A 21,914-nucleotide genomic window follows, 5' to 3' on the forward strand; every position below is an offset into this window, starting at 1 on the left:
CAATGCGATTCAATCAGCGCCCGCAGAAACCGGCCAAAGGGTCATTTTGGCGGGAACAGAACCAGCGTTTGCAGGGCCGTACCGACAGGGCCTTGCGTGTCATACAATACGGACTGGGACATTCCGATCCCCGACGGTTGCCAATGGCACAGCGATTCTGAGGCCAGCCAATCCGACCCCGGCTCGCGATGGATTTGCACGGTCAGATCGGTGTTCATGAACCCCATCTCGGTCGTCGGTGCGTTCCACGAGATGCCGTTGCCACAATCGGCAAGCGGGCACAGTGCCTGAATCGGCGAAGGGTCCTCGCCCTCAAGCAAAGCCGGGGTGCGCATCCAGACCGTCTTGGGACCGGCGCCCTGATTGCCGTCTTTCGGGTACAGCACTTCTGAGTGGTTGGCGAAGCCCGGCAGACCGTGGCGTATCTCACCGATCGGAAATGGCCCCGTCACCGCATCTTCCAGCCGGGGTGGAGCAACCGTGACATTCGGGACCGGTCCCAGGTTACGGCGGGCCAAGTGCATCGTGGTCGCGGTGGCGCAGAGCGTGTCGTCCAGATCGTGAACCGTTACCCGCGTGGTCGCCAGCGTCTTGGTGTGGCGCGTAGTCTCGGCAGCCACGCGCAGCCCTGCCAAGGGTTGTGGGCGCAGCAGATCGACCGTCAGGCGGGTCAGCATCTTTTCCGGTCCCACCTCGGTTTCTGCGGCACGCACGATCAGACCGCTGACAGGCCCGGCGTGGCAGTGATCGGCCGACCACGGCCCCCGGGCGGAGTCATTGCCCACAAAAGCGCCATCAGGGCGCAGATGAAAATAGGCCTGTTGGCTCAGGTCTTGTGTCCCGTTCATACGCTGCCTCAAAAGTTTTCTGTGCGTGTCTGGTCATCCGATCCGATGACCGGGCTTTACCTTGGGACAAAGAATGACTTAGCTGCGGCAACGATGTCCAGTTCAGTGACGGCACGTCATCACTGGCAAATTGAAGCAGAGGGGGGCGCGACATGGCGTTGCTGATCGAAACCGGGTTGTCCGACTGGATAAGCGACAACGACATCGCCCAAGACATTCGGCGGCTGCACCCGGACATGGATGTACGCACGCCTGAAACCCTTGGTGATCCGACCGAAATCACGATGGTCGCCGTCGTCGTGCTGTGCAACGATCACCCCAAGCGGCTGCCCAACCTGAAACTGGTGCAAAAGCTGGGCGCCGGGGTAGAGACCATCGTCAGCAATCCGCACCTGCCCGCGCATGTGCGTATAACACGGCTGAAACCGGACGCCCCCGCGCAGGGTATTGCCGAATGGTTCGTCGCTTATGTTCTGCGCCATCAACGACACATGACCTTTCATGAAAAGGCACAAAACCGCGCGGAATGGGCCCCCAGAGCACCACTCTATTCGCCAGACACCGTGGTAGGTGTGCTGGGTCTGGGCCATATCGGTGCCCGCAGCGCCAAAATGCTGCGTGCGGTCGGGTTTCAAGTGATGGGTTGGAGCCGCTCAGCCAAGCAGATCGATGGGGTTACCTGCCTGCATGGCGACGCGGCTCTGCCGGAACTGCTGGGTCAGTGCGACCATGTCTGCGCGATCCTGCCTTCGACCCCGCAGACAATCGGTTTGTTCGATGCAGGGATGCTGTCGGCAATGAAGCCAGGTAGCCAGTTACTGAACGCGGGTCGCGGGGATCTGATTGAAGAAACCGCCCTGATCGTCGCGCTGGACCATGGTACACCCGGTCATGCGGTGCTGGACGTGACTTCGACCGAACCACTTCCGTCCGACAGCCCGCTCTGGACACATCCCAGTGTCACCATCACGCCGCACGTGTCGGGCTGGCATCTGGGCGAAGCGCTGGCTGATGTGGGCGAGAATTTCCGCCGCCTGAGCGCCGGAGGCCCTTTGCTGCACGAAGTCGACAGGGCCCGCGGTTACTAGACCCAGATCAGGGTGTCAGGATCCAGTTTCCGCCTGCGTCGCGACACCGGCGGGTTCTGACCTCGCGAGTCTGATCCGATCCTTCGGGTCGAATGAAATGCTGCAGGTGTACGCAGTTGTCACGTACGTCGCGGACGCGAATCGTGCCTTTCGAACCGGTGGCTTCGTTCACCCAGGAACTTTCCTCACCCACCCGGGGTGTCGCGCCTGACAGCATCGCGTCAGCGGCTGTGTTCACAACCTCGAAATCTGCAGGTGTCAGCCCCATTTCTGCGATGATTCGGGAAAGCGGCTTGGCCTGCACGGTCGGGATTGCAGCCAGAACAACAACAGCTACCAATGTAGAAGAAATCCAGGCTTTCATGATCGCCTCACCTTGCTGAAATAGATTTGCATTCAAGACTATACCGGCAGCGAACGGGGGCCAAGCCCTGTTGGGCAAACGCTAAAACTATCCAGAATAATTCTTTTGACAGTCTAAGGCCGCTACTGGCATGGCATTCCATTCCTGGCGTTCGCCCGGCACAACTGAGTTACCCCGCACGAATGCCCCCTAAGGTGCGTGGGCGGACCGAAACAACCACGATCAACTGTGCAAAGACGCGAACCAGCAACCACCCCGTAACTGGCTAACCACTTACGCCGATTCAGTTTTTCCCGCGCAGGGGTTCACAGAAGCACTTGAATCTGGTGAAATAGCACCGTTTTTAGCACTGGAGATTGTTCAATGGTACTGCGCGGATCCCTGCTGGCACTGGCAGCTGTAATTGGCCTGACGGCCTTAGAGGCGACCCCTGTAGTCGCCAAAGAGGAAACCAAATCGGTCTTCGTTATGAGCCGCACATGGGCCGTTACGCAGGTTTCGGATGCTCCGGTCGTGTACCGCGCCACGCGTGACAACAACAATCTGAACCCGTTCGGTCCGCCACCGCGCCTGCGCACCATTCAAGCTATGGCCGCCATTCAGGCAGCCACCGGATGCAAGCCTATCCGGGCCAGCATGTATCAAAACATCTCAGGCCAGTTCTTTTCGCAGGTCAGCTGCAATTGATCTTGCCGCGAAACGGGCATTGAGGTCAGCGCGGCCCACTGCCATAGCTTGCGCATGAAACTTGCAATCAATGGATTCGGCCGTATTGGCCGCACGATCGTGCGGCAGCTGCTGGCTTTGCCGTGGGGCAAGGATATTGAGCTGGCGCTGATCAACGATATCGCACCGCTGGAAACCTGTGCCTACCTGTTCAAATACGACAGCACGTTCGGCCCCTACTCTGGGCCTGTCGATACCGGCGACGGAACCCTTGTCATCGACGGCCACACAATCCCGGTGACCCACAGCCCCGACCTGTCCCGCGTCGACCTGAGCGGCGTGGATGTCCTGATGGATTGCACCGGCGTCGCCCGTACCTCGGATGTTGCCAGCCAGGGGCTGACCGCCGGGGCGGGCAAAGTGCTGATTTCGGGCCCCTCGCCCGCAACCGAAGTCACGATCGTTCTGGGCGCCAACGAAGCGCAGTTGGGCAACGCCCGGATCGTTTCGAACGCGTCCTGCACCACCAATGGGCTGGCCCCACTGATCAAGGTGCTGGATGGAATCGGCGGCATCGCCTCGGCCCATATGACGACCATCCATTGTTATACCAACAGCCAACCCATGATTGACGCCCCGCGCGGCGATCTGGCCCGGTCACGCGCCGGGGCGCTTTCCATGGTGCCCACCACCACCAGCGCCACGCACTTGATTGATGAGGTCATGCCGCATCTCGCGGGTCGCATCTCGGGCGCGGCGGTGCGTGTCCCCACAGCCAGCGTGTCTGCGGTGGATTTGGTCGCAACACTTGAGCGCGGTATGTCCGCCACTGACTTTGAAGCCGAGCTGCGCAAGACGGTCGCGCAGTCTCCCGTTCTGGGATGGACCGATCACCCGCTGGTGTCGTCAGATTTGCGTACACGACCGGAATCTTTGGTCATTGCAGGCCCCGAGACGCGGATGGTCGGCGACCGGCAGGTTCGCATTTTCGGCTGGTATGACAATGAATGGGGCTTTTCAGCACGTATGCTCGACGTCGCCCGCCTGATGGCACAGCCTTGAATTCGCGGAACCGCAGCGCGCGGGCCTGCCCGGGCGCTGCCCGGCCCAACGGGTCACGAGCATCCTTGATGCGATGTGATCGGGCGGGAGGAGCCCGTCAATGCGTTCATGGGTTGGCGCCACATTACCGCCCCGCAAACGGGGCTGACGGGGCACACAAACCGGTAATTTGGCATCTCATTCGATAAGTTCTTTCCCTGTGTGGAAACTGATGCTCTAACATGAACGGTATCAGCCGTTGTTTTTCATAAGACGGTGAAATTGATTTCGACTTGGGGCAGTTGGAGCCATTCGATGCGGGGAAGCAGGCCACAGGCCTTTGTGAAATATTGTCTGCTTGGCGTTATTGCCGCCGCTCTGCCCTCATCTCTGGCCGCGCTGGAAACATCCCTGTCCGCGCCCGGTGCGCCCCAGGGAGTGGTTGAACGTATCGAAGAAACCTCCTCGGTCTTAACGGCGGATGAACGTGGCTTGGATACACCGCTCGAGGTTCTGTCTGCCGCCCTGTCAGATTACCGCACACTCGTTCAGATTCTGTATGACGAGGGCTATTTCAGCCCCGTCGTCAGCATCAAGCTGGATGGCCGGGAAGCGGCTGACATCAGCTCACTAACCGTACCCAACACGATCAACCGAGCGGTTATCACGGTAAATACCGGACCGACCTTCACTTTTGGAACGGCTATCGTCGCCCCTGTTACGCCGGAGACAATCCTGCCAGAGGAATTCGCTCCCGGAAAACTGGCCACGACCGGTGCCATCCAACAGGCGGCCTCGGCCGGGGTACAGGGCTGGCGGGACGCGGGTCACGCCAAAGCCCAACTTGAAGACCAAACCGTTATCGCTCGCCATGCGCAGAGAAAGCTGGATGCTGAAATCGACCTTGAGCCCGGTCCGCGCCTGACCTTCGGCAAGATGTTCATCAAAGGCGATACAGATGTACGCCACCACTCGATCAACAAGATCGCCGGCTTTCCCTCGGGCGAGGTTTATTCGCCAGCGGAAATCCAGAAGGTCGGCACCCGCTTGCGTCGGACAGGCACGTTCAGCATCGTTTCAATCGAAGAACATGAAACGCCCAATCCCGATGGCACGTTGGATTTCGATGCAACTTTTGAGGACATGCCCAAACGCCGCCTGACCTTCGGGGTCGAGCTGGCCTCGAATGCCGGGCTGGACGTCACCGCGACCTGGACCCATCGCAACGTCTTCCGCCGCGCGGAACGGCTGCGGTTCGAAGCCGCTCTGCGCAATATCGGCGGAACCGAGGATTTGGACGGCCGCATTGGTTTGCGCCTTGATCAACCCGACCGGCTGGGCCCGGACGACAACACCTTTTGGAGCGCCCTGCTGGAGCGGCGGAATACCGAGAATTACAACGTATCCGTGGCCTCGCTGGCCTATGGTGCGCGTCGCACCTTTTCCGACCGGCTTTATGCCGAAGCCTCGGCTGGATTTCAGTGGTCGGATGCAGATGACGCCTATGGCAGCGGCCGCAAGTTCCGCTATTTCATTATCCCAACCCGGTCTGAATGGGACGAGCGTGACAGCAAGGTCAGCGCGACTCGCGGATTCTATCTGGATGCGCAAATCATGCCCTTTGTAGGTTTTTCCGGCACAGACACGGGCATCAGGCTGTTCGCCGACACACGCGCCTATACCAGCCTGGGCACGGGCGGGCGGCTCGTTTTGGCTGGTCGGGCTCAGATAGGATCGATAATCGGTCCTTCCCCAAGCAATGTGACACCGGATTTCCTGTTCTTCTCGGGTGGTGCCGGCACAGTGCGTGGGCAGCCGTTCGAAAGCCTCGGCATTCCAGTCAACGGTGGTGAAGCAGGCGGCAAGTCCTTCCTCGGGCTGTCGGGAGAAGTCCGTGGCAAGATCACCGACACGATATCGCTTGTCGGGTTCTATGATTTCGGTACTGTGGACACTTCTTCTTTCATCGGCAGCGGTGCAGAATACCATTCCGGTGCCGGGCTTGGGGTGCGGTATGATCTTGGGGGGTTCGGCCCTCTACGCGTTGACTTAGCCCTGCCGGTTCAGGGCGACACTGGCGATGGTCTGCAATTCTATATCGGGATCGGACAAGCGTTTTGATACGGCAGTTTTCATATCCGGTTGTGACAACTGTGCTGATCCTGACAGCGCCGCCCGTACTCGCGCAAGAGGATGACGGCGGCGGCAGCATGCTGGAACGTTTTCTGCAGGACACCCTGTCGGGGGATGATCAGAACGTCACCGTTAAAGGCTTGCAAGGCGCGTTGAGCGCCCGCGCGACGATTGAAGAGATCACCGTATCGGACGACGAAGGTGTCTGGCTGACCATCAAAGACGCTCAGCTGGACTGGAACCGGCTGGCCCTGATCCGGGGTCGATTTTCCGTCAATGCCCTGACCGCGCAGGAAATCGACATCGCCCGCACGCCGGGCACAACCACCAAGGACACGCCTGCGCCGACAGCCGAAACCAAACCGTTCGAACTACCGGAACTGCCCGTTTCCATCGAGATCGGTGAAATCAGGATTGATGAGCTGTCACTGGGTGAACCTCTGATCGGGGTTGCCGCCGATCTGGCGGTGACGGGGAACCTGTCACTGGCCGATGGTACATTGGACACCAACCTGGATGTCACCCGCCTGGACCGCGGAGGGGATGAGGTGACACTGACCGCCGGGTTCCAGAACACCTCGCGCGAGATCAATCTGGACCTGCAGGTGAAAGAGGCCGCAGGCGGCGTGATATCAACTGCGCTGAATATTCCCGACAGCCCACCGATCGGCCTGTCGGTCACAGGCTCGGGCCCAGTGACCGATTTCACTGCTGATATCGCCCTGAGCAGCGACAATCAGCAACAGGTCACAGGGCAGATACAGCTGCGCGCCGCTGAAACCGGTGCGGCAGACGGGATCGCCTTTACCGCCGATCTGGGTGGCGACCTGACTCCCTTTATGGCCGAGGATCTGGACCCGTTCTTTGGCCCGAAAACACGCCTGTTCGTGGACGGCCAAACCAAACCGCAAGGCGCGCTGGACATCCCCGATCTGGAATTGACCACCCAAGCCCTGGACCTAAAGGGTGAGTTGCAATTGGCCGAAGGCGGCACGTTACAATTGGCGGCCTTGCAAGGCCGGATCACCCCGCCCGACGGAACAACGGTGGTTTTGCCGGTCAAAGGCGGCGAAACCTCGATTGAAGCGGCGCAGATTTCCGCTTTGTTCGATCAGAAAAACGGCAATTTGTGGGATCTGAGCCTGACGGCGAATGCGTTTCAATCTCTGCAAGCGAAACTGGACACGGCCCGCATCACCGCGCAGGGCACGTTAGAACAGGGCACTTCATTCAGTGTAATGGGAGACCTTCAGGCCATCGTCGACGGGATCGATCTGAATGATCAGGCCCTGAACACGGCCTTGGGAGAGAGCATCACGTTGGATGGGCAGTTCGATTACGGCAGCGATCAGTCTCTGAACCTGTCGGGGTTCGAACTGGTGGGAACCGACTATACCCTTGGGCTGGATGCGTTGATCGACGGATTGAATAGTGGACTGACGGTTGACGGTTCGGCCACGCTTGAGGCATCGGACCTGTCGCGTTTTTCGGACCTGGCGCAGCTTGATCTGGGCGGTAGTGCCTCGGCCCGCGTTGACGGCACAGGCTCACCATTGGAGCGTAGCTTTGACGGCAAACTGGTGCTTGAGGGCAGCAATCTGGTCACCGGGCGCGACGATATCGATCCCGTCATCAAAGGCGAAACCACCATCACCCTGGATGCCAGCCGAGGCAGCGACGGCATCACCATTCGCGAGTTTGACCTGAACAGCGAAGCTGCGCAGGCAAAGGCCAGCGGCGAGGTCACGACACCTGACGGCAACCTGACCATTGACGGCAAGGCCCGCGTGAATGCGTCTGACCTGTCGGTCTTTTCCGGTCTGGCCAAGCGTGAACTGGGTGGCGCCCTGCGGGCGGAAATGGACGGCAAAGGCACCGTGCAGACTTTGGAATTCGACGGCACGGCCAGCGTGATCGGACAGGATATACAAACCGGAATGTCCGACATCGATCCGCTGCTGACCGGCAAGACCACGATCACCTGGGACGGGGCACGCACGACAGATCGGATTGAAATTCGCGAAGCGACGGTCAACGGTACCGCCTTAACTGCAAAAGTCGCCGCAACGGTGGATGACCCTACCGGAGAGCTTTCGGTTGACGGCACCGCCCGTGTGAACGCCCCGGATCTGTCGCTGTTCTCGGGGTTGGCCAAGCGGGATCTGGGCGGCTCGGTCACCGCGAATGTGCAGGGCAACGGAAATCTCGCCAATCGTGTCTTTGACGTTCAGGGCAATGTGGACGCTGAAGACCTTCGGACCGGGATTGATTTGGTCGATAAATTGATCCAGGGCCGCACGACCCTGAACATTGATGCCGACAAAGACGACGATGGCATGGAAGTCCGTAAGTTTAGCCTGAGGGGCACTGCCCTATCGGCTACAGCATCGGGCAAACTGGACCGAGAGGCGGGTGGCCTGACCTTCTCGGCCCAGCTTGACGACCTGTCCCGTGTCATGACGTCGATGTCCGGCCCGCTGACGTTGGACGGGAATGTTGCCCCAACGGGATCGGGACTGGAAGGGGACATGCGCCTGAGCGGCCCGGACAGTTCCTATGCAGCCCTGACCGGAACAGTAGACACCGATGGTTCGGCCGATTTGGATTTCGACGCCAAGTTGAACAGGATCGAACGGTTCGCGCCCGAATTCCCTGGCACCGTTGCGGCAACCGGCACGGCCAAGCGCGTCAATGGCGTCTGGACCATTGACGGGTCAGCCAATGGCCCGGCCGAGATCAACAGCACTATCGCTGGAACCTTCGATGAAAACAGCGGCGAGGCCGATCTGCGGGCGCAGGGTGGCATCAACCTGGGCGTCGCCAACATCTTTATCTCACCCAACAAGATCGAAGGATCGGCCCGGCACAATCTGCGGCTCAAGGGAAAGCCCGAGCTAAGTTCGCTCAGCGGTTCTATCACCACTTCGGGCACGTCAATTGCGATCCCTGAGATCGGACAGACAATAACCGGCATCAGCGGCTCGGTCGAATTGGCGCAGAGTCGCGCCAATATCTCGTTGAATGGTGGCATGCGCGCGGGCGGCACTTTTACCATCTCGGGGCCATTGGACCTGACACCGCCGCTGAACGCGAACATTGTTACGCGGCTCAATCAGTTGGTGCTAACAGACAAGCTTCTGTATGAGACCACGCTGAACGGTGAGATCGCCATGACCGGAGCGCTGGCGGGCAACAGCGCCATTTCCGGTCAGATCACGTTCGAGGAAACCAATATCAACCTCGCTGCCGCGGCTGGTGCCGTGGGCGCTGCACCGATCCCCGAGATCAGGCATGTCAATGAAAGCGCGGCTGGTTACCTAACACGGGAACGCGCGGGCCTTGTTGTCGAGGAAGGCGCGGAAAAAAGCGATTCACGTATCGCGCTGGATGTCAGCCTGCTGGCGCCCAAGGCGGTTTTCGTGCGCGGCCGGGGTGTGAACGCCGAACTGGGGGGGCGGCTGAATATCGGCGGCACGACCACCGCAGTTATCCCATCCGGCCAAATCGAACTGATCCGGGGAAATTTCGACATTCTGGGCCGCAGGCTGGCCCTGACAAAAGGCATCGTGACACTGCAAGGCGACCTGACGCCGTATATCGAGTTCGCCTCATCCACCAGCACGTCCGATGGCACCGCCACAATCGAAATCGCGGGCCCGTTGGATGCGCCGGAGGTTGACGTTTATTCCGACCCTGAACGCCCAGCCGAAGAGGCGCTGGCCATGCTCTTGTTCGGCAACCGGTTTTCCGAAATTTCACCCTTTGTCATCGCCCAGATGGCGGCGTCTCTGGCGCAGCTCAGCGGTGCCGGGGGAGATGCAACCAAAGGGCTTCGCGATTCGACCGGCGTTGACACGGTGGATATTGGCGCGTCCGAAGGCGGTGCTGGCCGACTGGGGGCCGGCGCGTATCTGAGCGACAATCTCTACACCGATTTCACCGTCAATACCGAAGGTGACACCGAGGTGAACCTGAACCTTGACGTGTCGGACAGTTTTACTGTCCGCGGTTCAGTCGACGGGCGCGGAGAAACCGGGGTTGGCGTGTTTTTCGAACGGGATTATTAATCGCTGCGGCGGATGCCAATGGTGTGCCCAACCTGCGGTGCGGGGTCCAATGGTGCATGATCTTGAACCATCCGGGCCAACCGCGCTACCGCCCAGTCCGGATATGGAGTGGAACGCCCGGTCGTATGACTGACGTTCATGAACAGCGCCTCTTGCGTCGCACAGAGTTCACCATCATCGGACAGCATCTGTGCAAAGTAATGCCCCCGTTTCTGATCGGAATCCAACATCCGAAAGCGAAACCAGAACGGTTCGTCCTGCCTAATCTCGCGCAGAAAATTCATATGCGACTGCAGGATGTAAGGCCCCTGCCCCAATGCGTCGACCTGCGCCTCGCCCAGACCCAGATGATCATCCATCAAGTGATCCAGCGCGCGGTCGAAGGCCACGCCATAGAACCCCACATTCATGTGGCCGTTATAGTCGATCCACTCGGGCAAAACTCTAAACCCTCGTATTTCAATCGGGGCATCATAGGGCCCATCGTGACCGCTGAGGGGGTTAGTCATCTGGATCCTCCTCGAATATTGCGACGGCGCGCACAAAACCCGCCGAGGCGCCCTTGATCTTGAACGGAAAACACGAAATTTCGAAACCCGTTGGTGGTAGGTCTTCCAGATTGGTCAATTTCTCAATGTGGCAATAACCGATATCCATCGACGCCCGATGGCCCTCCCAGATAATCGACGGGTCGCGCGTTTCGGCATATTCCTGGGCCGTCAGCGCAAAGGGTGCGTCCCAGCTCCAGGCGTCTGTGCCAGTGACCCGCACCCCGCGTTGGGTCAGGTACAACGTCGCCTCGCGCCCCATACCGCAGCCTTTCATCAGGTAATCGGCCTGTCCGTATTGCGTACCGGCTGAGGTGTTCACGACCACGATATCCAACGGCTGCAAGGTATGCCCGATCCGCTTCACCTCGGCCTCAACATCGGCGGCAGACACCACATAGCCGTCGTCGAAATGGCGAAAATCCAGTTTTACGCCGGGGTTCATGCACCATTCCAGCGGCACCTCATCGATGGTGATCGCCCTCTCGCCATTATTCATGGTCGAGTGGTGGTGATACGGCGCGTCCAGATGGGTGCCGTTATGCGTGGCAATTTGCAGCCGCTCAATGGCCCAGCCTTCGCCGCCCGGTAGGTCCTGTTTTTGCAAGCCGGGAAAGAAGGACATGACCTGTTCTGCGGTCTGATCATGGGTCATGTATTCGATTTCGGGCAGCATGATTGGCGGGTCCGAAACGATCCCGGTTTCCAACGGAACGGACAGATCGACGAAACGGCGGGTCATGTAAAACTCCTGCACCAGTGACGCCGACAGGGTTGGCTGCAAGTAACTTACTGTCAAGGAAAGAAAAAAGGCGGCCCAATCGGCCGCCTTTCATGCTGCGTACGCAACAAGGTTATTCTGCCGCGACCGCGTCTTCGATTTTTTCAACCCGGATAGCCGAGAACTTGAACTCGGGGATTTTGCCAAACGGATCGATTGCCGAGTTGGTCAGGATGTTCGCCGCCGCCTCGACATAGGCGAAGGGGATGAACACCATGTCCTCGGCAATGGCCCGGTCCGCGCGTGCCATGATCTCGATCGAACCACGCCGTGTGGTCAGACGGATCATTTCGCCCGGTTCGATCCCCATCAGCTTGAGCGTTCGAGGGTTCAATGAACAGTTCGCTTCCGGTTCTACGGCATCCAGAACCTTAGCACGGCGGGTCATGGACCCGGTGTGCCAATGTTCCAACTGACGGCCGGTCGTGGCGATCATCGGGTATTCGTCATCCGGCGCTTCGTCCGGTGGGATGACGCTGGCAGGGGTAAACCGCGCACGGCCATCGGCACGCGGGAAACCATCGCCAAACACAATCGCCTGACCCGGATCGGTTTCGCTGAGCGACGGGTAGGTGATCGTTTCTGTTTCCAGACGCTCCCACGTAATGTTATCCAGCGACGCCATGGTCAGCTTCATCTCGGCAAAGACCTGAGACACATCCGTGTAATCCCAGTTCAGACCGATGCGCTGCGCCAGTTCCACCGTGATCTTCCAATCCTCGCGCGCCTCACCCGGAGGCGTCACAGCGGGGCGCACCCGCTGCACCTGACGGTTGGTGTTCGACACGGTGCCGTTTTTCTCATACAGCGCCGAGGCGGGCAGGATGATGTCAGCATAGTTTGCCGTTTCGGTCAGGAAGATATCCTGTACGATCATCAGATCCAGCTTGGCCAGTGCCTCGCGCGCGTGACCCACATCCGGGTCGGACATGGCCGGGTTTTCACCCTGAATGTACATCCCCTTGATGTTGCCCGCGTAAGCCTGATCAATGATCTCGGTAACCGTCAGGCCCTTCTCGTTCGAGAAATCCTCAGAGTTCCATACGTTGTTGAACTTGGCGCGGATGTTGTCGTCAGTAACCGACTGATAATCCGGCAAGAACATCGGGATCAGACCCGCATCAGAGGCGCCTTGCACGTTGTTCTGACCGCGCAGCGGGTGCAAACCCGCGCCCGGCTTACCAACATTTCCGGTCATCAGTGCCAGCGAGATCAAGCAACGCGAGTTATCCGTGCCGTGGATGTGTTGGCTGACGCCCATGCCCCAGAAGATCAGACCGGCCTTGGCCTGCGCGAATGTGCGGGCGACGCGGCGCAGCTGGTCCGGTTCAATGCCGCAGATCGGAGCCATCGCCTCGGGGGTGAACTGGCGCAGATGCTCTTTCTCGGCCTCCCAGTTCTCGGTCCAGCGGTGGATGTATTGGCTGTCGTATAGCTCTTCTTCGACGATCACGTTCATGATCGCGTTGAGCATCGAGACATCCGCACCGGGGCGGAATTGCAGCATCTCATCCGCGAACTTGCGCATTCCAACGCCGCGCGGATCCATCACGATCAGCTTGCCACCGCGCTTGGTGAACTGCTTGAAATAAGTCGCTGCAACGGGGTGGTTTTCGATCGGGTTGGCCCCGATGATGATCGCCACATCCGCGTTTTCGATCTCGTTGAAGGTCGCGGTCACCGCGCCCGAACCCACGTTTTCGATCAGCGCCGCTACTGACGACGCGTGGCACAGACGGGTGCAGTGGTCAACGTTGTTGTGGCGGAAGCCCTGACGGATGAACTTCTGGAACAGATAGGCCTCTTCGTTGGTGCATTTGGCCGAGCCAAAGCCCGCAACGCTGCGCGGGTCCTCGTCGCGCATCGCCTTCAGCTTGGTGGCCGCCAGATCCATCGCCTCTTCCCAGGTCGCTTCGCGGAAATGGGTCGATAGGTTGCCGGGATCGACATTCAGGCCCTTGGCAGGCGCATCCTCGCGCCGGATCAGCGGTTTGGTCAGGCGGTGCGGGTGGTGGATATAGTCGAAGCCAAAGCGGCCTTTGACGCACAGACGGCCTTCGTTTGCGGGGCCGTTGATGCCTTCGACATACTTGACCTTGCCATCCTTGACCTTCAGCGAGACTTTGCAGCCAACACCACAGAACGGGCAGACGCTTTCGGTTTCAGAGTCGTAATCCTTGCTGTCCCCCTGTTGCTGATCGTCCAGCACGGTGGCCGGCATCAAGGCACCCGTCGGGCAGGCCTGAACACATTCGCCACAAGCTACGCAGGTCGAAGTCCCCATCGGGTCGTTCTGATCGAACACCACCTGCGAGGTATGTCCGCGACCGGCCATTCCGATCACGTCGTTGACCTGCACGTCGCGGCAGGCGCGGACACAGAGGTTACAGTTGATGCAGGCGTCCAGATTGACGCGCATCGCAACGTGGCTGTCATCCAGCAGCGGGATCTTTTCGGCCTCTTTGGCCGGGAAGCGGCTGTCGCTGACATCGTTCAGCTTGGCCATGTCCCAGAAGTGGCTGGACACATCATGCGGCTGTTCGGGCTGGTCAGCGACCAGCAGTTCCATGACCATCGCACGCGATTTTTCGGCGCGGTCGGTGTCTGTCTTGACAACCATACCTTCCGAGGCAGGGCGGATGCACGAGGCGACCAGAGTGCGCTCGCCTTCCACCTCGACCATACAGGCGCGGCAGTTACCGTCGGGTTTGTAGCCCGGTGCCGGTTTGTGGCACAGATGCGGGATTACCAGTCCACGGCCGTTGGCCGCGTCCCAGATCGTGGTGCCTTCGGGCACGGTGACGTCGTCGCCGTTAAGGTTGAAGGTGACGGTCTTGGTTGGGCTTGCATCAAGCATGGCTCTGTCTCCCTCAGATTTCGTCAGCGAAGTGTTTCATGACAAGGCGGATCGGGTTTGGCGCCGCCTGCCCCAGACCGCAGATGGACGCGTCGCCCATGACTTGACACAGATCCTCCAGCAGGTCCTGATCCCACTTGTCGGCCTGCATCAGCTTGACCGCCTTTTCACAGCCCGCGCGACAAGGCGTACATTGGCCACAGCTTTCATCCTCGAAGAACCGCAGCATGTTCAGCGCCGCGTCGCGGGCGGTGTCCTTCTCGGACAGAACCACCACGGCGGCCGAGCCGATAAAGGTGCCATGTGGTTGCAACGTGTCAAAATCCAGCGGGATATCGTCCATCGATGCAGGCAGCAGACCCGAAGACGGTCCACCCGGCTGATACGCCTTGAAGGTCTGACCCTCGACCATGCCACCAGCGGCCTCAATCACATCCAGAATGGTCGAGCCTGCGGGCAGCAAGTAAACGCCAGGCTTCGCTACGCGGCCCGAGACCGAATAGCTGCGCAGGCCCGTGCGACCGTTCTTTTCAGTGCTGTTGAGGCATTCCGGCCCTTCACGGCACACTTTGGTGACCCAATACAGCGTCTCAACATTGTGCACCAAGGTCGGGCGGTTAAAGACCCCAACCTGCGCCACGAACGGAGGACGATGACGCGGCAGGCCCTTTTTGCCTTCGATCGACTCGATCATCGCGGATTCTTCACCGCAGATGTAGGCGCCAGCCCCCCGGCGCAGGTCGATATAGCCGGGCTCAACGATCCCGGCCTCTTCCAGCGCTACAATCTCACGGCGCAGGATTTCCAGCACTGCCGGATATTCGTCGCGCATGTAGACAAAGCAGGTCTGGGCCTCGACCGCCCATGCGGCGATCAGCATGCCCTCAAGGAAAACATGCGGCGTGCGTTCCAGATAGTAACGGTCCTTGAACGTGCCGGGCTCACCCTCATCGCCGTTCACAGCCAGATAGCGCGGACCTTCGTTCATGCGAACGAAGCCCCATTTCTTGCCGGACGGGAAGCCAGCGCCACCCAAACCACGCAGGCCCGAGGACAGGACGTCTTCCTGCACCTTCTCCCAATCGCCACCGTCGCGCAGCTCTTTCAGTTTGGCATAGCCGCCATTTTCGGCATAGGCAGCGAAGGTTTCATAGTCGGGTAAATGGGCGTGGGTATCACCGGCAGCAATCGCGGCCTGCACCTTTTCCGGCGTCGCATGGTCGATATGGTTGTGACCGATCTCAAGCACGGGGGCCGTATCGCAGCGCCCCATGCAAGGCGCGCGGACAACGCGAACCTCGGACGCGTCCAGACCATCCTCGAGCGCCTTTTGCAATTGCTGGGCACCAGCCATTTCGCAGGACAAAGAATCACAGACCCTGATCGTCAACGCGGGCGGAGGGGCCTCGTCTTCTTTCACTACATCGAAGTGGGCATAGAAGGTTGCCGTTTCATAGATCTCTGCCTGCCCCAACCGCATTTCGACCGCCAAAGCGGCAATGTGGTCGGCGCTGATATGGCCGTGTGCGTCCTGAATTAAATGCAGGAATTCAATCAGCAGATCGCGACGGCGTGGGCGGTCGCCCAGCAGACGTGTAATTTCCGCCTGTGCCTCATCCGTGAATTGGCGGCCTTTGGGCGTGTGCCGCCCCTTGCCTTTACCTGACTTCCAGACGCCCTTGGGTGCGCCTGATGGCTTGGTGTCTAATGGTGCCATGATGCCCTCCGATTGAGGCTCCGTGTCTCATCAGAATAGCATATCGTCAAATCGCATATTTCAATCGCACGATAACGACAGTTTATCACCGTAAAGACGTCACCACGGCACGCAGCGCTTCGACTGTTGGCAATTCGGGATCCCGTGTAAGGGTCGCAAGACAAATCGGCTTGCTGACAACGGGATCGACCAGTGGCAGCACCTTTGTTCCCTTAAGATCACCCAGCGCTCGCACCAGCACCCGAGGGACCACGGTGGCCGCCAACCCCTCGCGCGCCATGACCATCGAAGCGGTAAATCCGCTGGTTTCGGCGACAACATCCGGGTGCAGGCCCTGTTCAGCGAAAATCCGGTCGAGGATGCGCCGGTTCTGCATCTGTGGCTCTAGCAGGCTGAGCGGGAATTCGGCCACACGTGCCCATGGTATGGGGCCGGTTTCATCCGTCATATGCGACGGCACCAGCAAGACATAGGTCTCTTCGTACAAAGGTTGCACCTGCCGCAGATCGGTTCCGATGCTGTCCCCATAGGTAATGCCCGCGTCCAGACTGCCCTCGTCCAGACGGTGCTGAATGGCTGTGGCAGACATTGTCTCAATGCGCGTAATGATGCGGGGATGCGCATCCCGCAACCGTTTGGTCAGCCGCCCGGTAAAGGCAATCGCGGTCGGGATCACACCCAGTATCAGGGTGCCGGTGATCTCACCCTTGGCGGCCAGCACCTGCTGTTCCAGCGCCTTGGTATCATCAAGGATACGCCGTGCCCGCTGGACGATCATCTCGCCCTCTTCGGTCAGGCCCTGAAACCGGTTGGCGCGGCGGACAATCGACACGCCCAAGCGATCTTCGAGGTTGCGGATACGCATTGAAAAGGCGGGTTGCGATATCCCGCATTCCTCGGCCGCTTTGGCAAAATGACGGTGCCGCGCCAAAGCGCTGAGTAGCTGGAGGTCGCGAATTTCGATCATTTTGGGATGTCTCAAAGAACGGATCAACCCTATAATAGATAGGATTTCGACGTATAGGAACTCGTCGCCAGGCTGGGAACATTTTGAACTAAACCTCAGCGATCCTTGAGTTCAATATGCACATTGAAACACCGGAAAACCGCATCTGAAATTTTATGTGAGAAGTGGACATGCGTCTCAGGATTTCCAGAGTCCACAAATTGCATATCTCTGCTGGTCGTCCGGTGATCAATGGTTACGCCGTCTGAACCTTCCGAAAGGAGAGCGGAAGCACCTGGAGTGTCCGGCAAACTTGAAGCCTCAACGTCGCTGCCCTGATAGATACGGCAGGCAATCACTTGGCCAAGAGAAGTGTTTGGGATCACGACCTGATAGGGGTGAGCCATAATGAGCGGGAATGATCTGACTTCGAACTCGTAAATTTCATCATACGTCACGACCGCCCGCGGGTTATAGGGGCTACGACCCGTGGACCCGGCAATCGATGCGAAAGGTAGAGAGGCGAATAGCAAGACTGGTAGCAACTGGTGTGCAATTTTCTTAGGTCGCGTCATATCTAACTTGCTTCAATTCTGGCTGTTGCCTCAGAAAATCTTAGGCTTAAGCCTAAGATTAAGAGCACCACTTTGACAAAACTTCGACCCGAGTGGCGGATTTATTTTTTCCTCAAACGGCAGAGTCCACTGTTGCAACACCTGCGACCTCAACCGCAGGGCAATCAAGTTCCTGCAATAAACACACCGAACGCTTGCCCGGCGAAGCTTTTTAGGATCAGGTATTGAACAAAAAGTGCATTACGTCGCCGTCCTTGACGATGTAGCCCTTGCCCTCAGCCCGCATCTTGCCGGCCTCTTTCGCGCCCTGTTCGCCATTTGCCGAGATAAAGTCGTCATAAGCGATGGTCTCGGCGCGGATAAAGCCTTTTTCGAAGTCGCCATGGATCACACCAGCAGCCTGTGGTGCGGCGGTGCCTGTGCGGATGGTCCAGGCGCGGGCCTCTTTCGGGCCGACGGTGAAATAAGTCTCAAGCTTCAACAGGTCGTAACCAGCTTTGATCAGACGGTCGAGGCCGGGTTCCTCCAAACCCATCTCTTCCAGGAACATCTGCGCTTCGTCTTCTTCCAACAGGCTGATCTCTTCTTCGATCTTGGCGCTGATGATGACATGGGCATTGCCCTGCGCCGCGGCCATCTCGGCGACTTTCGCAGAGTATTCATTGCCGTCAGCTGCTTCTTCTTCGGACACGTTGCAAACGTATAGCACTGGCTTGGTGGTCAGCAGTTGCAACATCTTCCACGCTTTGGCGTCTTCGTCCGAGACCTCAACCAGACGCGCCGGTTTGCCATTTTCCAGCATCGCCTGCGCCTCGGCCAGCAAGCGTTCCTGCTGCTGTGCTTCCTTGTCGTTGCCTTTCAGCTTGCGCACCAGATTGGCGCGGCGCTTTTCGATGCTTTCCAGATCGGCCAGCATCAGTTCCGTCTCGATCGTGTCGGCATCGGCCACGGGGTCGACGCGGCCGTCCACATGGGTCACGTCACCATCTTCGAAACAGCGTAGCACATGGGCGATGGCGTCGGTCTCGCGGATATTGGCCAGAAACTGGTTGCCCAGCCCTTCACCCTTGGACGCGCCTTTAACCAGACCAGCGATGTCCACAAAGGTCATCCGTGTTGGGATGATCTGCTTAGAGCTGGCAATCGCCGCCAGCTTGTCCAACCGGTCATCAGGCACGGCCACGTCCCCCACATTGGGCTCAATGGTACAGAACGGGAAATTTGCTGCCTGAGCGGCTGCGGTTTTGGTCAGCGCGTTAAAGAGGGTCGACTTGCCCACATTCGGCAGACCCACGATTCCCATTTTAAAACCCATAGCGGCCTCCTGATGCCATTCGAGGGGTGCTTCTATGCAGGTCCGGATCAATGCGCAAGCCAGACTGCGGAAACGAGGAAAAGACCAATTTACAACATCACGAAATCGTTCGTCATTCGTGAACTTGCCCGGATTGAAATTGGCACACTAAGATCACCACGTAAGGTGTTGCAAACAAACATATAGTGAATGTGTAATATGAAGTTTACCTCTGCAATTTTTGCGCTGCTTTTGGCCGCACCAGCAGCGCAAGCTCAATCCCTTGTCTTTGGCGCAGGATTTTCAGATTTCTCGGATAGCCAATCCGAGGACGAGGCTGTGTTCTCGCTCGAGTATCAGCATCGCCCCTTTCACGAGGCCTCCCGTTTTGCCGCTTCATGGGGTAGTGCCCTGACTGTGGATACCGCAGGTGATATTCATATCGGTATCGGCCTGATCGGAACCTACGGGTTTGCCGAGCGTTGGTTCGTCGAAGGCAGTGTCATGCCGGGGTATTTCTCAGAGGGCGAAGGCCGCAACGATCTTGGGGGAGAGTTCCAGATTCGCACCCTGTTGGGTCTCGGATACACCTTAGAAAGTGGTAACAAAGTGTCCTTGGCAATCACCCACAAATCCAATGCCAGCACACAGGATGACAACCCGGGTGTTAATTCGGCGCTGGTGCGATATCATTTCGCATTCTGACGGTATCCCGCGGGACCGGGATTGATTTTCGCGCAAAGTTTCTGCACATCAGGTCCAAACCTGACTGCAAGGACATCCGATGACCCGTATCGACGCCAAGTTCGCCGCCCTGAAGGCCGAAGGGAAAAAGGCTTTTGTCGCCTATATTATGGCGGGGGACCCCGACTATGAAACTTCGCTTGAGGTGGTCAAGGGCCTGCCGGGCGCTGGTGTGGATGTGATTGAGCTGGGCTTGCCGTTCACCGATCCCATGGCGGATGGCCCGACCATTCAGGCCGCAGGGCAACGGGCATTGGACGGCGGCATGACTTTGCAGCGGACGCTGGATCTGGCCCGCGCCTTCCGTGAAACCGACGACACCACTCCGATTGTTCTGATGGGTTATTTCAATCCGATTTACAGCCGCGGCGTGGACACCTTTCTGGCCGATGCGCAAGCTGCCGGTATCGACGGACTGATTGTCGTCGACCTGCCGCCGGAAGAAGATGAGGAACTGTGCCTGCCGGCCCAGGCCGCCGGTCTGAATTTTATCCGCCTGGCGACGCCGACCACCGATGACAAACGCCTGCCCCGCGTTCTGCAGAACACTTCCGGCTTTGTCTATTACGTCTCGATCACCGGCATCACCGGCGCTGCCGAAGCGCAAGCCACGAATGTCGGCCCCGAAGTGGCCCGGATCAAATCCGCGACCGACCTGCCCGTGATCGTGGGCTTTGGCATCAACACACCCGAGAAATCCAAGGCCATCGCCAGCGTTGCCGACGGCGCGGTTGTCGGCTCGGCCATTGTCAGCCAGATCGGAGCAGGAAAGCCCGTGGCCGAGGTTCTGGACTTTGTAAAAACACTATCCGACGGCGCCCATTCGGCCTGATCGACCAATCACAAGATCCAATAAACAAAACCGCAGCAAGCCTCCGGCCTGCTGCGGTTTTTTTCGCGCCTCAGCCAATTGCGCCCTTGATGTTGCGCCAGTAGAACTACCTGACCGACCAATCAAAGGCGCTGCCTCATGCCCATAATCACCACTATCGAAGATCTTCGACGTATCTATGAACGACGGGTGCCTCGGATGTTCTACGACTATGCCGAAAGCGGTAGTTGGACCGAACAAACGTTTCGCGACAACAGTTCGGATTTCTCGGATATCCGCCTGCGTCAACGGGTGGCCGTGGATATGGCGGGACGATCCACCGCTTCGCAGATGATCGGTGAAGATGTGGCGATGCCGGTCGCGCTGGCACCGGTTGGCTTAACGGGCATGCAACACGCGGACGGCGAAATGAAGGCCGCCAAAGCCGCCGAGGAATTCGGTGTGCCTTTTACCCTGTCTACCATGTCGATTAATTCAATCGAGGATGTGGCCGAGCACACGTCAAAACCGTTCTGGTTTCAGCTTTATACGATGAAGGATCAGGACTATGTCAGCCGCCTGATCCAACGGGCCAAAGATGCGAAATGCTCGGCCCTGGTCATCACGCTGGATTTGCAGATTCTGGGCCAACGGCACAAGGATTTGAAAAACGGCCTGTCTGCACCGCCAAAACTGACCGCGAAAACGATTGCGAACCTGATGACCAAGTGGTCCTGGGGCATCGAAATGCTGGGGGCGAAACGGCGCGAGTTTGGCAATATCGTCGGCCATGTCGAGGGTATCTCGGATGCGTCGTCCTTAGGCGCGTGGACGGCTGAACAGTTCGACCCCAGCCTCGACTGGGCAAAGGTCGAAAAGCTGATGAAACAATGGGGCGGCAAGGTCATCCTCAAGGGTATTCTGGATGCCGAAGACGCCAAAATGGCCGCGAAACTGGGGGCCGATGCCATTATCGTCTCAAATCACGGCGGGCGTCAGCTGGACGGTGCACTTAGCTCGATCCGGATGCTGCCACAGATCATGGATGCAGTAGGTGACGACATCGAGGTACATCTCGACAGTGGTATCCGCTCGGGTCAGGACGTTTTGAAGGCGCTGGCTCTGGGGGCCAAGGGCACCTATGTCGGTCGCGCTTTTGTCTATGGGCTGGGCGCAATGGGTCAGAAAGGTGTCACCACTGCGCTGGACGTCATTCAGGCAGAGCTGGACACAACGATGGCGCTATGTGGTGAGCGCAATGTTGGGGATTTGGGACGTCACAATCTGCTGGTTCCCGAGGATTTCGGCGGCCGCTGGCAAAATACACCAACTGCGAGCTGACCCGCGGCTGGGCTGCGGACTTTACGGCCGCCTCCACTGTGTCATTGAGGCCAGATGAACTTGGAACCCCCTGTTCATCTGGCCCAAAATACC

The 21,914-nt window shown here is 58.8% G+C and carries 17 protein-coding genes; 8 read left to right on the forward strand and 9 right to left on the reverse strand.

The window, feature by feature from the left end:
- Positions 1 to 41 precede the first annotated feature (41 nt).
- Entirely contained in the window at positions 42 to 848 is an 807-nt protein-coding gene (locus ACR0AL_RS18700; protein ID WP_480664218.1) for a thioesterase family protein, read from the reverse strand.
- A gap of 152 nt (positions 849 to 1,000) precedes the next feature.
- Here ACR0AL_RS18700 and ACR0AL_RS18705 point away from each other — a divergent pair, with 152 nt between their 5' ends.
- On the forward strand, positions 1,001 to 1,936 hold the full coding sequence (locus ACR0AL_RS18705) for a 2-hydroxyacid dehydrogenase (protein ID WP_480664220.1): 936 nt from the start codon (positions 1,001 to 1,003) through the stop codon (positions 1,934 to 1,936).
- A 7-nt stretch (positions 1,937 to 1,943) separates the two neighbouring features.
- On the opposite strand, the gene ACR0AL_RS18710 is transcribed toward ACR0AL_RS18705, so the two are convergent.
- The gene (locus ACR0AL_RS18710) at positions 1,944 to 2,300 is read right to left on the reverse strand and encodes a hypothetical protein (protein WP_170351738.1); all 357 of its coding nucleotides are present in this window, start codon (positions 2,298 to 2,300) and stop codon (positions 1,944 to 1,946) included.
- 363 nt (positions 2,301 to 2,663) lie between these two features.
- On the opposite strand from ACR0AL_RS18710, the gene ACR0AL_RS18715 reads away from it, so the two are divergent.
- The 4 genes from ACR0AL_RS18715 to ACR0AL_RS18730 all read left to right on the forward strand — a co-directional run bounded on the left by ACR0AL_RS18715 (position 2,664) and on the right by ACR0AL_RS18730 (position 10,207).
- The gene (locus ACR0AL_RS18715) at positions 2,664 to 2,987 is read left to right on the forward strand and encodes a hypothetical protein (RefSeq protein ID WP_170351739.1); all 324 of its coding nucleotides are present in this window, start codon (positions 2,664 to 2,666) and stop codon (positions 2,985 to 2,987) included.
- Positions 2,988 to 3,041: 54 nt separating this feature from the next.
- Positions 3,042 to 4,028 (forward strand): type I glyceraldehyde-3-phosphate dehydrogenase, encoded by a 987-nt coding sequence (locus ACR0AL_RS18720; RefSeq protein WP_480664222.1) that lies wholly within the window; start codon positions 3,042 to 3,044, stop codon positions 4,026 to 4,028.
- A 294-nt stretch (positions 4,029 to 4,322) separates the two neighbouring features.
- Positions 4,323 to 6,128 (forward strand): autotransporter assembly complex protein TamA, encoded by a 1,806-nt coding sequence (locus tag ACR0AL_RS18725; protein WP_170351741.1) that lies wholly within the window; start codon positions 4,323 to 4,325, stop codon positions 6,126 to 6,128.
- Entirely contained in the window at positions 6,125 to 10,207 is a 4,083-nt protein-coding gene (locus ACR0AL_RS18730; RefSeq protein WP_480664224.1) for a translocation/assembly module TamB domain-containing protein, read from the forward strand. Before ACR0AL_RS18725 ends, ACR0AL_RS18730 begins: the two co-directional genes overlap by 4 nt.
- Here ACR0AL_RS18730 and ACR0AL_RS18735 read toward each other — a convergent pair.
- From ACR0AL_RS18735 to ychF, 7 genes are all read right to left on the reverse strand, one after another.
- The gene (locus tag ACR0AL_RS18735; protein ID WP_170351742.1) at positions 10,204 to 10,716 is read right to left on the reverse strand and encodes a thioesterase family protein; all 513 of its coding nucleotides are present in this window, start codon (positions 10,714 to 10,716) and stop codon (positions 10,204 to 10,206) included. The genes ACR0AL_RS18730 and ACR0AL_RS18735 overlap by 4 nt on opposite strands.
- On the reverse strand, positions 10,709 to 11,497 hold the full coding sequence (locus ACR0AL_RS18740; protein ID WP_170351743.1) for a cyclase family protein: 789 nt from the start codon (positions 11,495 to 11,497) through the stop codon (positions 10,709 to 10,711). Before ACR0AL_RS18740 ends, ACR0AL_RS18735 begins: the two co-directional genes overlap by 8 nt.
- A gap of 112 nt (positions 11,498 to 11,609) precedes the next feature.
- A complete protein-coding gene (gene fdhF / locus ACR0AL_RS18745) occupies positions 11,610 to 14,393 on the reverse strand; it encodes a formate dehydrogenase subunit alpha (RefSeq protein WP_480664226.1) in 2,784 nt (927 codons plus the stop codon).
- 13 nt (positions 14,394 to 14,406) lie between these two features.
- Complete coding sequence (locus ACR0AL_RS18750) at positions 14,407 to 16,110, reverse strand: NAD(P)H-dependent oxidoreductase subunit E (protein WP_480664228.1); 1,704 nt, start codon at positions 16,108 to 16,110, stop codon at positions 14,407 to 14,409.
- A gap of 85 nt (positions 16,111 to 16,195) precedes the next feature.
- On the reverse strand, positions 16,196 to 17,077 hold the full coding sequence (locus ACR0AL_RS18755; RefSeq protein WP_170399292.1) for a LysR family transcriptional regulator: 882 nt from the start codon (positions 17,075 to 17,077) through the stop codon (positions 16,196 to 16,198).
- Between the two features lie 95 nt (positions 17,078 to 17,172).
- Positions 17,173 to 17,631, reverse strand: a complete 459-nt coding sequence (locus tag ACR0AL_RS18760; RefSeq protein ID WP_480664230.1) for a hypothetical protein — start codon at positions 17,629 to 17,631, stop codon at positions 17,173 to 17,175.
- A 217-nt stretch (positions 17,632 to 17,848) separates the two neighbouring features.
- Positions 17,849 to 18,946 carry a redox-regulated ATPase YchF gene (gene ychF, locus ACR0AL_RS18765; RefSeq protein WP_170399188.1) on the reverse strand — a complete coding sequence of 366 codons (1,098 nt, stop codon included), beginning with the start codon at positions 18,944 to 18,946 and terminating at the stop codon, positions 17,849 to 17,851.
- A 198-nt stretch (positions 18,947 to 19,144) separates the two neighbouring features.
- Here ychF and ACR0AL_RS18770 point away from each other — a divergent pair, with 198 nt between their 5' ends.
- The 3 genes from ACR0AL_RS18770 to ACR0AL_RS18780 all read left to right on the forward strand — a co-directional run bounded on the left by ACR0AL_RS18770 (position 19,145) and on the right by ACR0AL_RS18780 (position 21,821).
- Positions 19,145 to 19,630: an acyloxyacyl hydrolase gene (locus tag ACR0AL_RS18770; RefSeq protein ID WP_480664232.1), complete on the forward strand. Its 486-nt coding sequence runs from the start codon at positions 19,145 to 19,147 to the stop codon at positions 19,628 to 19,630.
- Positions 19,631 to 19,709: 79 nt separating this feature from the next.
- Positions 19,710 to 20,501 carry a tryptophan synthase subunit alpha gene (trpA, locus tag ACR0AL_RS18775; protein ID WP_170378995.1) on the forward strand — a complete coding sequence of 264 codons (792 nt, stop codon included), beginning with the start codon at positions 19,710 to 19,712 and terminating at the stop codon, positions 20,499 to 20,501.
- Between the two features lie 138 nt (positions 20,502 to 20,639).
- The gene (locus ACR0AL_RS18780; protein ID WP_480664235.1) at positions 20,640 to 21,821 is read left to right on the forward strand and encodes an alpha-hydroxy acid oxidase; all 1,182 of its coding nucleotides are present in this window, start codon (positions 20,640 to 20,642) and stop codon (positions 21,819 to 21,821) included.
- Positions 21,822 to 21,914: the final 93 nt, after the last annotated feature.

This window comes from Ruegeria sp. BB1, from assembly GCF_056539465.1.